A 13,327-nucleotide genomic window follows, 5' to 3' on the forward strand; every position below is an offset into this window, starting at 1 on the left:
AATCGCGGAAAATGATTAATTAGACGAGCCAAAAGGGGCTTCGATTTCGCTAATGTATCCGAACCAAATTAACTACTTCAGTGAGGTTTAAGATATGTATCACAACATTCGTGAAGTCGCCGAGCGCTTCGGCGTAGCTCCTTCCACCATTTGGCGTTGGGTGAAAGACGGCTTTTTTCCAAAACCCTACAAGTTTGGGCCGGCGACAACCCGTTGGCTTGAGGATGACATTAAGACCTTTGAGGAGAAATCTGCGACATAGAGATGATGCATGAACATGGCGGGGGCTGACTGGGTTGCAAATCACCGCTGCAGAATGACGACAATTTGGCCAAACACTGGCCTCGCCCTACTGGCTATAATATCTGTACTAGCCAAGGTGATCAAGAGACAGGTATGTATCAAAAAATTCGCGAAGTTTCGAAACGTTTCGATGTTGCCCCATGGACCATATGGCGCTGGGTAAATGACGGCTTTTTTCCAGCGCCCTATCGGTTCGGTCCGTCAACTATCCGCTGGTGCGAGGACGATATCAAGAAGTTTGAGGTCAGGTCTGCGACTCAGATGTGAGCCGCAGTTAGTAACGGAGAGGTTGTCACGCTGCTAGTTGTTTGGCAATTTGTCGCCACGACCCATTTGCAGACTTTCACCAACTTGCAAAAGTTTTTCACCATCCTCCGTTGGCATGAGGCCGAGGGATCCCACTGCCCTGCAAGCCAACTATTATTTGGTGGCAGAGTGTAATGTAAAGCCGCCCAAATTCAGGTGCGGCTCTTTGCAGGTTGAGTAAACTAGATATTATCGGAGCCTACTGCCATAGTTAAATAATCTATTATCTATATAGGTCAGTTCTAAGTCGGGCTTGGTTGGCATTAAAACTATGAAATAGACAAGGCGCCTTTCAACTTTATATTGATATTCGAGCATTCCGCGTTGTTGCGACAAATTTTTATATCCATTTTGTTTTGAAGCATATATCCATGAAAAAAGTGCTTGGTCGTTTTTTATGCAGTGTACGATGTTGTCATTATTTCTAGACGTGAGAGTTTGTCCTGCGTTGGCGAGGCAGTAATCTCTATAATCGTCGTTCCAATCATATATTTTTTCAGTCCTGTCATAATATATTTCGTAGGAATCTTCTTCCCGAACACCAGTTAGTTTTGCGATCGGTATTATTTCGTCCAGCAAAAACCCATGTTTAGCCATGGAGTATTCGATCACATTTTTTGAATCGTTTATGTTCGATAGAGAAGCGCATCCTCCTAGCGAAAGAACTAAAGTTAGGGTCATAATACTAGTGGTTGAATTTCTTAGTAGTGAAATGATGTTCACGGGCTTGTCCATTTTTTCAATTGGATTAAGGTTAGCAGTCAACGATATTAATAATTGATGCGGCGTACGGCATGGTTAAACATCAAAGTTACATTGAGCCCAGTCTTTTTTGTCAGCCCAAATAAGAGTATTAGTTTTTGAAACTAAATAATTTACTGTGCCGTTATACGAATAGAAAAAGAAACCTTCATTTTTTCTGGTTGCTTGACCTTTAACCAATATTTTTATTCTTTCATTAGCTATTTCTTCTACATATCCAAACCTGTTATCAAGGCTGCACACCTCTTGGCCCTTATATTTAATAGTGTTTGATCTATCGCTATATGTGGTCAACATATTTTCGTATCTGCTTTTTTCTAATAGGGCAAGCCTTTGTGCCTCTGCTCGCTCATTTATCTGTTTAATGCCATGTTGAACGGCGTCGATGACCTTAGCTGAGATAAAGAATCCTTTTTGACCTTCAACCATGGTTTTGCCTGTAAGGTGTCGGGCCTTGATCTTAACAGCCCAGTAATCTTTACTATGAAGGCAAGTAAATATCCCTGTTTTTTCATTAATGTTTTCTGGATTCCAATGGTAGACATTGCCCTTTTCCTCTTGAGAAAACGATCCACCATTAGTCAGCTCACAATATTTCTTTAATGTTTCATACGGAGCTTTTGCCTCATCTGTTGAGAATGGATTAATCTCTCCATCCAGAATAATGCTTACAAACCGCTCTTTTGAAAATTCCTGTTCAACCAACTCTTCTACAGTGTCATATTCAATGCTATGAGTACGTGAGAATAATGATGAGCAGCCAGAAATTGAAACCATTAACAGAAGAGCTAAAAGTGGCCTAAGGTTTTTTTTTCGCATTTTTAATCTTTCCATTTCAATAATTTTATTTTTCGCAAGGGTGTTAGCTGAACAGTAAATATGGTTTATTACGTGGCCCGAAGGGACTTAAATTTTTGTGATGGCGTTTCAAGCGTTTTTCTGCGAACTTTGTGTCGTCATTTAATTCATGTTGTGATAATACCCGATGGTGCAGCTGTTTCTATGTGATTTAAAAAAAAATTACAAATATTTTCAAGTTTCCACAATTTAAGATTTGACTTTTAGATATTGGCAGAATTGCGGAGATGCATGAAGAAGGGCGATTGAGGGCGCACTCGTGAGAGGTAGCTGAAAGAGGTTCTATATTTGATATGGAAACTGAAAACTACATCGCCAGGTTCGGAGCATTATCCCGCAACCACTCCCGACACTGTTGATACTCAGGCATCACCCGCGCCATTTCTTGCCAGAACTCCGGGGAATGGTCGTGGCGTATCAGGTGGCAGAGTTCATGAATCACGACGTAATCGACCATGCGGTTTGGTGCCAGCATAATCGTCCAATTAAATTCTAATGCGCCCTTGGCGGTGCAGCTGCCCCAGCGGGATTTGAATGACCGGATACTGACTCCAGCAGGTTCCACCCCAACCATCGGTGCAAAGCGTTCCACTTTTTTAGTGAGCTTGTGTTCTGCCTGCCGTTTGTACCAGCGTACAAGGGCGTTTCGAATCATGTGAGGCTGTTGAATGCCTTCAGGCATCGACACCACCAAACGCCCTTGCACAAGCTTCACTGGGGCAAAGTTACCGGACTCAACTTTTAGCCGGTAATTACGTCCTAGATAAGGGAAGGCTTCGCCGGATACAAATTGCTTGTCACTGATAGGCGCCTTTTCACGCTGTAAAGCAATTTTCTCTCTGATCCACTGGCGCTTGGCAACCAATAACTGGTCAATCTTGTCGATGCTGGTGGTGACCGGCACTACGATGGATACGGCACCTTCTTCCACCCTTATATCCGCCGACTTGCGGCGATGGGTGCGGATGACTTCGGCAATAAAGCCATTGCCATCTCGGTATTCAGAGTCGGAGCCTTTTGTCATGGTCATCATAGGTTCACTTGGCACCAAAACGGGTTTGCGCCAGCTCCATGAAACGATCCTGCACCACGGTCACAATGGCTTTGTCACCGTATGAGCAGTCTAGAACGGCGCGTTTGATTTCCTTCTTCATCCGCTTCACTTCATCCAGCTTGCTGAAGAAGTCCACAATCTGTGTCGCTTCATCGAACATGCTCACCAAGCCTTGGCTGGTCTGTTTGATTTCATCGTGAACCACTTCGCTGACGGTATTTTCTCCGCCATGCGCGGTCACTTCAGACATCAGTATGTTGTAGAAGGCGAACTCTGTATCGGTCAGTCCCAGATCGTCAGCGGCTTGTGTGCGGGCTGTATCAATGTTGTTGCGGAATTCCAGAAGCAACTCCGCCTGCTGCTCCCATTTGCCGTTGGTTTTTTCAATAATATCCCGCAGCCGCAGGCTCAGTGACCTGTAGTATTCAGGATCATCTTCGAGGTTAACGGTGATGTGGTGCTTGATGGCGCTTTCGATTTCGGAGGCGCGGGATTCCGGTGATTTGATCTGGTTCACCGCTTCGCGGAAGTTTGCAGCCATCAGATCAACAGGTGGAATTTTAGGATCTACCCCGGTGCTGACGATGTGTTCTTCCACCAGTTGTCGCACCTTTTCACCCACATCCTTAATGTTCAAGCCGGGATCGCGGTAACGGGTGCGGGCGGCATTTTGTATTCTGCCCCAGAACTTCAGGTCGGACACAAACGGCTTAGCAGCCACATCGGGAAGTACAACATCCATTTGCTTGGCGAAGCGTTTGAACGCCAGTTCAAATTGCTGGCGGATGTCTTCGTCTTTCAAAAATAAAACGTAGTCGTCAATGTCGTCACCTTTGACGCCGCTGAATACATTGGCAACACGGGTATGAGCGGCTTTGAGCTTGGGTATTTCGTCTTTCAGGGAGTGATAGGTGCCTTCCACATCTTCACTGCTGAAGTCTTTCAACGCATCGGCTAAATGGTCTGACAGCCCGTAATAATCCACCACAAAGCCCGCTTGCTTGCCTGTGTAGGTGCGGTTTACCCGCGCAATGGCTTGCATCAGGGTGTGGTCTTTCAGATTTCGGTCGATGTACATCACCTGTGCAATGGGCGCGTCAAATCCGGTCAGCAACATATCCTTAACAATCAAGAATGCCGTGGGGTTTTCTTTTTCCTTGTTGGTACCCAGCGGTTTTGTGAAGTTCTGAATCACCAGCTTTTGATGGGCTGCATTGGTATAGGGTGTAAAGATCGGTTCATCGTTGTGTTTGCCCGAAATGATCACTTCCGATGGGGGAGCACCCAAGTCATCCAGTGTTGTTTTGAATAGGGTCGCGGCATAGCGGCTGCCCACCACGATCATGGCTTTGAAGCCGTTCGGCTGGATGTGTTCACGGTAGTGTTTCAGCAGGTCGATACAGACCCAGCGGATACGGGCGGGTGCCTCACGTACCGCGCGTTCCACCCCGTATTTTTTCTTGATCTCGCGTTTGTCGTCGTCGCTGAAGTCACTGAAGTATTCTTCAAACAGCGCGTCGAGTGATGCTCCCACTACCTCCGTCTGTACTTGCCGACCTTCGTAGATGATGCGCACGGTGGCACCATCTTCAACGGCTTCGTTGATCTTGTACTGATCAATGTACCCGCCAAACGCCTGATCCATTTTTTGGCTTTTCAGCAGGGGTGTGCCGGTGAAGCCAATCTTGGGGGCGTTAGGTAGTGCGGCGTTAATAGTTGCCGCTAAGTTGCCGAACTGGGTGCGGTGGGCTTCATCCGCCAGCACAATGATTTTGTCACTGGGGTTCAGGTCTTTGAAATCGCCATCCGCTTCTGCATCCTGAAACTTTTGCACCATCGCGGTGACAATGTCGGATGATTCGCGGCTTAACAGAGTTTTCAATTCTGCAACGGAACCGGCGTTGTGTACTGTTTCGCTTTGGGCGTCGCGGAAGGTGTTGGACAGCTGTGAATCCAATTGGGTGCGATCAGTGATGAACACTAATTTGTATTGCTGCAACTCTGGGTCACGGCGCATCTTTACCGCCAGCATTACCATCGTCAGCGACTTTCCTGACCCTTGGGTATGCCAGACTACCCCAGATTTTTCTCTGCGATCAGAGCCGGTTCTAAGTCGATTGATGACCTTGTTCACGGCGCGGTATTGTTGGTAGCGCGCTACCTTTTTGACGAGGCGACCATCCACCGGTTCAAAGATGGTGAAGTTTTGAATCAGATCAAGAAAGTTCGCGCGATCAAACATGCCCGCCAACAAGCGCTGCTGGGGGGTGATTTCCGTTTGATTGTGAGCGTTACCGGCGACCTGTTGAGCCTGTGCCAAATACGCCGGTGATGGCACATCAGCCAGCATAACTACATTACTGCTAACAGGGAGTGGAGACGGTACCGCCATCGCCCGAATGTCGGCATCCGTGTATGGGTGTGCATCTTTCCAGTCGCTATAGTGTTCGGCGCGGGAGCTGATCGTACCGACCTTGGCTTGATCACGGCAGGTAGTCACCATCAGCTGATTATACCAAAACAGCTTTTGCGCCCCTTCGTCGGACTCTGGGTAACGAAGGTTGGCATAGCGGCGCAACTGGTTAATGCCTTCACCAACAGCGTCCGCCACGTAAGGCGATTTGCATTCAATCACCGCCAGCGGCAATCCGTTCACAAAGCAAACAATGTCGGGAATGATGTTCTGATTGACGCCTTCAATCTTGAATTGGCTGGTGCACAGAAAGTCGTTATTGGTTGGGTTGTCGAAGTCGATGATCTTGACCGTCTGCCCTTTACGCCCTTTACCTAAATCCTGCTCAACGGACAGGTAATTCACCAACAGCTGATAAATGCCGTGGTTGTATTCCATCAGAGCGGCATGATTCGGGTGAGTGATCTCACGCATGACCTTGCGTAGGTTTTCCTCACTGATCCATGGATTCAGCTTGTGCATGGCAGCTTTAAGACGATTGACCAGCACTACATCGCGGTAGTAATCACGCTCACTCGTTTGTGAGCCATTGACGGGCAACACCGGCGCAAGACTGGCACCGGGCAGAGCGCCTGCGGCTGGCGCTAGCGCCGAGCCAGATAGATAGCGCCAGCCCAATTTGATGAGTTGGTCAATGGCGGGCTGTTCGACCTTTTCGGTTTCGTCCTGGTACAACTTTGTCTCCCGCTAGTGTCTAAAAAGAACGTTAGGCAATGTGGAATCGGAAAGAGTAGCTCAAATGGAGATAGAGAAAGTCTTGTGTAACGGTTTCAGGGTATCCCTTACATAAGGGTTTTTCTATGTAAGGGATACGGTTCCTTCTTACAGAAGGCTGCCAATATCAGTCTGAGAACAGCTCCAAGTAACGAGGGAACATAAATACCCGGTTGCGTTGATACCCAGTGATTTCTGTCAGAATACTATCAGACACGAATGGCACTTACTTAACGCTAACTGATTGAGGTTAAAGGGAAAGGATGACTCAAGTGGTATGGTGAAGTTGCGAAACCATAACCAGCCACAAGGAGCCAGCCTTTCATGAATGATTCTAACGCCCGGGTGTCCCTCAAACAACGGTGCCAAGTCCACCAAGCGGCCCGACGGGCCGATGCGTTTACGTTCTTCAACCTGCTCACCGGCGATAAGTTGCTCGATACCGTAGAGTCGCTGTTGCCGCCGCATCGGGAACGGCTGTTTTCGCCAACAGAAACACTGGCCATGTTTTCGGCACAAGCCATGAGCGCTGATCGGTCTTGCCAGAAAGCGGTCGATGAGGCGTCGGTCAATCGACTGGTGACGGGCTTGCCCTCATGCAGCACAGCAACGGGTGGCTATTGCCGTGCGAGGCAGCGGCTTCCAGTGAGCATGGTCTCGACATTGACCCGTACCAGCGGTCACTTGATGGCGTCTCGATCGCCACTCCCCTGGCAGTGGCAGGGACGACGGGTCCGATTGGTCGATGGCACCACAGTGGCCATGCCAGACACACCCGCCAATCAGGCTGCGTATCCGCAACCTCGTAGCCAAAAACCCGGCCTGGGCTTCCCGCTATGCCGATTGGTGGGTTTGGTATGCCTGGCCAGTGGCGCTATCCTGGACGCTGCCATCGCGCGTTACCGAGGCAAGGGAACCGATGAGCAAACGCTTTTGCGAACCCTGTTGGGCAACCTGGATGCGGGTGACATCCTGCTCGGTGATGCCTTTTACCCCACTTATTTCTTGCTGTGCGAGTTACAGCAGCGCGGGGTGGATGGCGTCTTTCAGCAATACGGGGCACGCCGACGCAGCACGGATTTCAGCCATGGTCAGAAGCTGGGTAGCCGGGATCACCTCGTGGAACTGCAGAAGCCAAAGACTCGGCCTGACTGGATGAGTCAGTCCGAGTACGACAAGGCACCGACAAACCTCACAGTACGAGAGCTTAAGGTGGGTGGCAAAGTGCTGGTGACAACGCTCCTGACGCCCAAACAGGCACCCAAAAGGGCGCTGGATAAACTATTCCGCAGTCGCTGGCATGTTGAGTTGGACCTGCGGAACCTCAAAACGACTCTGGGCCTGGAGCAACTAAGCTGTAAAACACCTGATATGGCCATCAAAGAGCTTTGGGTCTATCTTCTGGCTCACAACCTGATCCGGTTGCTCATGGTTCAGGCTGCTCTGGCCGCCGGCCAATTACCCAGGGAACTCAGCTTCAAGCACTGCCTGCAACTCTGGCTGGCCTGGCAGGCTTGCTTTCAGTCAGCATGGTGCGTTGACCAACTCGACGAATTGTTCAGACTGATGAGCGAGCGTACGGTTGGAAACCGATCCGGACGGATTGAACCGCGCGCCGTCAAACGACGGCCGAAACCTTATAAACTACTGGTCCAGTCAAGATCCATCGCACGGGCGGAAGTGGCAACGCATGGGCACCCGAAGAAGCTTAAGTAAGTGCCATTCCTATCAGACACCATTTTTTTGAGCAGTGCAGATGCCGCCTGATGGCTTACGTCCAGTAACTTGGCTGCCTCATTCGCCGTGATAGCGGGTCGGCGGTAAAGGCTCCGCATCAATATCTGAACGTTCTCAGCCCGCTTACCGTAACTGAGGGTCAGTGCGTCTATCTCTTGCCTCAGCACTAGAATGCGTTCGAACGTTTCCTTGCCTTTGTTCGCCGTTTCAATGACGGCGCTCAAGAAAAAGCGCACCCAGTGCGTCACATCGTTGGACTGGCGTACCCGCGTCAGAGCGTCATAGTAGCTGCCACGATTGCGTTCAAAAAAGTGTGACAGATAAAGCGATGGCTTACGCAATAACCCTTTGTTGACAAGGTATAAGGTGATGAGCAGTCGGCCAATGCGACCATTGCCATCTAAAAATGGGTGAATCGTTTCGAACTGGTAGTGACTCAAAGCAATGCGAACTAATTCCGGCACATTGATGTTTTCGTTATGCCAGAACATCTCCAGATCACCCATCAACTCGGGCACTTCACTCTGGTGAGGTGGTATAAATGCCGCGTCGTTTAAGCCACTGCCGCCAATCCAGTTTTGACTGACACGAAACTCGCCTGGGGTCTTGTTCTCACCACGAACACCTTGCATCAGGATGGCGTGAGTATGCTTGAGTAACCGATTTGAAAGAGGCAAGCGGTCTAGCTCATCAATAGCTTCGTTGATCGCCTGGATATAATTTCTAACCTCGCCCCAGTCATCTCGCTTCTCCGGCGAAAGCTGCTCCGCCTCCAGCACCGCCTCGTCCATTTGCGTTTGGGTGCCTTCAATGCGCGATGAATTGTTGGCTTCCTTGGTGATGTGCATCTGAATAAACAAATCCACATCCGGCACAATGAGGGTGAATGCGTCCAACTCCGCCAGCGCCCTCGATGCCCGCTCCAACAACGTGTTGATGACTGGGTCTTCCCAATTCCATTCCTGATTGATAGGAATGGGCGCAAAGCTTTTATATTGATACTGTTGCACCCAGCTGCCAGCTTTGAAATCTTCAAATTTCATTGCGTTTTCCGTGGTTGTCTTGAATGTCCATGTCAGTCTTCCTGCGTCCCTTGTCTAAACTCTAATCCACGAACAGGTAGTTGACTAACATCTGGTCGATGGCGGGCTTTTCTACCTTTTCTTCTTCATCCAGAAACATAGCGTGATGGGTTGCCGGTTAATCAGGCGACCACTGACTCTCTTTGGTCGGTTTTGACGCGGACTTTGCCGGTTAAAAGGTCTTGCAATAGGGCCTTTTTTGTTTCGAGCAACAAGTATTTTTTTCTTTCGATATTTTCTATTTGCACATCAATTGATCGAATTGATGTGCCTATCACTACCTGCTCTTCATGGGACGGCATGGGAAACAAAAGTTTCTTGAACTCCGTTAATGATACCCGACGCCTAGTTCCTGTAATTTCAATTTTTTGTATCTGCTTTTTACCCATCGGGGAATTGAGCATATAGGATAAGTAGTTTGAATAAACTGAGGTTTTAGGTCTAATTCGAATGACATCCTGAGTTACGATTGACCTTTTATCGTCATCATAAACACCGGAACCGCATGGTGGATCACCCACCTTTGCGATAACCACATCACCCTTAACGACATTGCACGCGATAAGAGAGTCGGCTTTTTCCTCTGTTACGCAGACGGTAGAGACTCTCTTGTATTGAGAACGTTTTAAATCGCGCACATAAATTACAGGAACGCCCGAGTCAGTCAACTCAGAAGAAAGTAAGTCACTTCCAAATGGACCATTAACAAAAGAATTCTTTTCCTGAAGTGAGAACTTTTCCAAGGGCACGATATCCCACCCCACCGGTATCCGACCCACCGGAGAATCCTTGAATTCAGTGTGCGGAACGCCGCCCGACCCAATCCCTTTGGTCAATAACTCTTGCATCATGCCGGTTTTCAGGTCTTTCAGCTTATCGATCTGTGCACGTGTTTTTTCGATCACGTCATCAACGGATGACAGGATGGTGGTGATTTTTTGTTGTTCGGGGAGTGGGGGGCGATATAAACGAAGTCCACCGAGCTGTTCAAGGTTCAAGTTCACTTGAGCATTGCCTGCCTGCGAGTCGCTAATTTGCTTTGCTACGACAGGGCTTTCTATTGAATATCTGGCAAAATTTGGGAGTATTTCGTTGATACGAAGCCTAACTATACCCACTGCCTGATTTGTGTTTGCTGGTAAGTTCTGGGCATTGACTACAGCTGACCGCCCAATTGCACCCGCAATCGAAACTAAAAGGTCTCCAAGGTGGAGCTGGGATCGTTTCAAAGATTCATGGGTTTTGGCATCAATGAACTTCAAGTCACTTTCATCGATAAATCCACTTTTTAATATATTTTCTACGCGAATAAATTTAATGCCTGAATGCACATAGCCAGACCCATACGTTGTCGGCGTTGTGCCTTTCGTAACAATTGTGGATACATCCTTTAAGCTACACTCATTCCACCCATCAGGAACCGAATTACTCATAACCCAGCTCCTTCAGATAGCCCTTCATTGTACTTTCAGCTTCAATTATATGTGCGTCCAGTTCCTTCAGCGACACCCGATACTTGTCCCACCAGTGTTCGAGTTGGCTGATCACCTTGGCATCGACATCACCCGCCAATTCACGAATAGCTTCTTTGGAATCAATTTCGGGCTTGAACTCAAAGTACTCCCCACCAGATGAGGGTCCCCCATCCCGCCTCACAAACACCGTGGTCACATCAAAGTCTTCCAGTATTTCTTCGCGGATATACTCGCTTTCCACTTCGCGCACAGGGATACCACCGTGCAGAATGGCGCGTACATCAAAGATTTCTGGGGGCGGGCTGGTATCAGCGTAACGGCGAATGTTCAGGTTAAAATCATTTTCGGCAATGTCAGCCAATGCGACCACTTTTGAATAGCGTCTGATCTCGGCGTAATCGTCAAAGGTCTGAACGATCTTTTCAATATCTTGCGGACGTAACTTGTTCTGGTTTTTGCCTTCTTCGTATTCCAGTTCACTGTTGATGAACAGCACTCTACCCCTGCGTTTCGCTGGTTTATTCTTGTTGATGATCATCAGGCAAGCGGGAATGCCGGTGCCGTAGAAAAGTCCGGCAGGCAATCCAATCACCGCTTCTAACAGGTCATCATTCAAAATGCCCTGGCGTATCGCCTTTTCACTGGAACCACGGAACAGGACGCCGTGGGGCATGACCACGCCCATCATGCCTTCTGCGTTCAAGCTGGCGATCATGTGTTGAACGAACGCCAGATCACCGGAGTCTTTCGGTGGGGTGCCATAAGGGAAGCGACCGTATGAATCAGCATCGGCTTCTTCTTTGCCCCACTTCTTCAAGCTAAAAGGCGGGTTGGCGATGACCCGATCAAAGGTCATCAGCTCACCAGCTTGGGTGTGTTGCGGATTGCCCAAGGTGTCGCCTTTGCGAATGTCGGCACTGTAGACACCGTGCAAGAACATGTTCATCTTGCAGATTGCCCAGGTGTTCAGGTTCATCTCCTGACCGAACAGCGATAGGTTGGACGGGTTCTCACCGTTACTGGCAAGGTAGTTGCGGGTTTGTACCAGCATGCCACCAGAGCCTGCGGTGGGGTCGTAAATGCGCATGCCTGCTTGGGGTTTGAGCAACGATACCAACAGTTGCACCACTTCAGACGGTGTATAGAATTCACCTCCTTTTTTGCCGGCGCTGTCGGCAAACATTTTGATCAGATATTCGTAAGCGGTGCCCAACAAATCGGGACGTTCAAAGTCGGCATTGCGCAACCGGTAGCGACTGAAGTGGCTCAGCAAATCGCGGAGTTTTTTGTCGGACAGCTTGTTCTTTATGTTGAAGTCGATGGACACCAGCACGCCTTCCAATGAGGCGTTGTACTCTTCGATTGCTTCTGTGGCTTTATTCAACTCCGCGCCAATGTCGTGCTTCAGGTCTTTGATGGCATCCCAACGGGCAACGGGTGGAATGTAAAAGGTCTTATCGTATTCGTCTTCATCGTCCGCCAGCTCACGGGCTTGAGCGTCAGTTTTACCCTTGCCAATGTAATAATGAGCAACCTCTTCTTTGGCTTCGTCAAACGCATCGGACAGGCGCTTCAGGAACATCATGCCGAAGATGTAGTCTTTGAACTCGGAAGCGTCCATGTTGCCGCGCAAGATGTCGGCAGTTTCCCATAGGAAGGATTCAAGCTGTTGCAGTGTAATGTTGTGGCTCATTGCATTCCTTTTTACTGCGTGAATAGCTGTGGTAACGGCGGCTGGCGGTCATTCAGATTTTTCTACGCTACCGGAGCAGGGCTTGAGTGTAGCCACGTCAGACTTTCACGGCAATTTGGTATTTGGGGGTTAACGCGGAAAACCAGCGTTTACACAGCTTGATATAGAGTCACTCTGCGGTAAAATTAGGGTTCATTTTTCGACTAGGCAAGACGCAGTTCGAATCTCGACGTGGTAACTGGCTACGCAAACAAACAGTACCTTTGTCCTGCTTTCGTCAGGGCAATTTTAAAGATCTTCCTGACCGCCATTACAGAAAGCGGCAGACACTGTCTCCGCGCCTATCATACCGCCAGTTACATCTGGCACAGCACACTAAACCGCCAGTCACATCTGGCACCGCACACTAAATCGCCAGTTTTTCTGGCACCGCACTGCAACGCCATGCTCACCTTTCTACCAGCCTATGCTGTGTTTACCTAATGAGATGGCAATTTAGAATAGGACTGAAAAAGCTTTTTTTTCAAATACTTATAGTCCTTAAACGATAACCGGAAACTGCGGAAAAGGCTTACGTTAACCCCGCAACCGAGCAGCATGGAACGCTACCAGCGTTAATCATCGTTGGTTGCTCACCTAAACCGGTCATCCCAATGCCTTCGGGCCCTCCCACCTTGCGATTGTCACGCTGATTTCGTTGACGCCGCTCCTCGTCCGCCTGGTCGATTCTCGACTGGAGCCGGTTCACGGCTTCGCGATGGTGAAGAAACAGTGCTGTGTACAGCAGCACGATGGATGCTCCCACCAGTCAAGCTCGACGCTTGGCGTTTCACACTTAATGTGACCTACGGGGCGGAGCATCAGCGCGGG

General features: G+C 49.0%; 9 protein-coding genes. 2 read left to right on the forward strand and 7 right to left on the reverse strand.

Annotated elements, in window-relative coordinates; all coding sequences use genetic code 11:
• Positions 1 to 94: 94 nt before the first annotated feature.
• On the forward strand, positions 95 to 262 hold the full coding sequence (locus tag ATG98_RS10705) for a helix-turn-helix transcriptional regulator (RefSeq protein ID WP_098422947.1): 168 nt from the start codon (positions 95 to 97) through the stop codon (positions 260 to 262).
• Positions 263 to 798: 536 nt separating this feature from the next.
• On the opposite strand, the gene ATG98_RS10715 is transcribed toward ATG98_RS10705, so the two are convergent.
• From ATG98_RS10715 to ATG98_RS10730, 4 genes are all read right to left on the reverse strand, one after another.
• Positions 799 to 1,332 carry a hypothetical protein gene (locus ATG98_RS10715; RefSeq protein WP_143751457.1) on the reverse strand — a complete coding sequence of 178 codons (534 nt, stop codon included), beginning with the start codon at positions 1,330 to 1,332 and terminating at the stop codon, positions 799 to 801.
• 75 nt (positions 1,333 to 1,407) lie between these two features.
• Positions 1,408 to 2,190, reverse strand: coding sequence for a hypothetical protein (locus tag ATG98_RS10720; protein WP_098422952.1), 783 nt, complete (start codon positions 2,188 to 2,190; stop codon positions 1,408 to 1,410).
• A 346-nt stretch (positions 2,191 to 2,536) separates the two neighbouring features.
• Complete coding sequence (locus ATG98_RS10725; protein ID WP_098422954.1) at positions 2,537 to 3,262, reverse strand: M48 family metallopeptidase; 726 nt, start codon at positions 3,260 to 3,262, stop codon at positions 2,537 to 2,539.
• A 4-nt stretch (positions 3,263 to 3,266) separates the two neighbouring features.
• Positions 3,267 to 6,431: a type I restriction endonuclease subunit R gene (locus tag ATG98_RS10730; RefSeq protein WP_098422956.1), complete on the reverse strand. Its 3,165-nt coding sequence runs from the start codon at positions 6,429 to 6,431 to the stop codon at positions 3,267 to 3,269.
• A gap of 363 nt (positions 6,432 to 6,794) precedes the next feature.
• Between ATG98_RS10730 and ATG98_RS10735 the strand changes: the two genes are divergently transcribed.
• Positions 6,795 to 8,186 (forward strand): IS4 family transposase, encoded by a 1,392-nt coding sequence (locus ATG98_RS10735; protein WP_098422957.1) that lies wholly within the window; start codon positions 6,795 to 6,797, stop codon positions 8,184 to 8,186.
• On the opposite strand, the gene ATG98_RS10740 is transcribed toward ATG98_RS10735, so the two are convergent.
• The 3 genes from ATG98_RS10740 to ATG98_RS10750 form a co-directional block, all read right to left on the reverse strand.
• Complete coding sequence (locus ATG98_RS10740) at positions 8,108 to 9,250, reverse strand: Fic family protein (RefSeq protein WP_098422960.1); 1,143 nt, start codon at positions 9,248 to 9,250, stop codon at positions 8,108 to 8,110. The two genes, ATG98_RS10735 and ATG98_RS10740, sit on opposite strands and share 79 nt — an antisense overlap.
• A gap of 161 nt (positions 9,251 to 9,411) precedes the next feature.
• Entirely contained in the window at positions 9,412 to 10,722 is a 1,311-nt protein-coding gene (locus ATG98_RS10745; RefSeq protein WP_098422962.1) for a restriction endonuclease subunit S, read from the reverse strand.
• Positions 10,715 to 12,457: a type I restriction-modification system subunit M gene (locus ATG98_RS10750; protein WP_098422964.1), complete on the reverse strand. Its 1,743-nt coding sequence runs from the start codon at positions 12,455 to 12,457 to the stop codon at positions 10,715 to 10,717. Before ATG98_RS10750 ends, ATG98_RS10745 begins: the two co-directional genes overlap by 8 nt.
• Between the last annotated feature and the right edge of the window lie 870 nt (positions 12,458 to 13,327).

This window comes from Marinobacter sp. LV10R520-4 (assembly GCF_002563815.1).
Taxonomy (GTDB): Bacteria; Pseudomonadota; Gammaproteobacteria; order Pseudomonadales; family Oleiphilaceae; genus Marinobacter.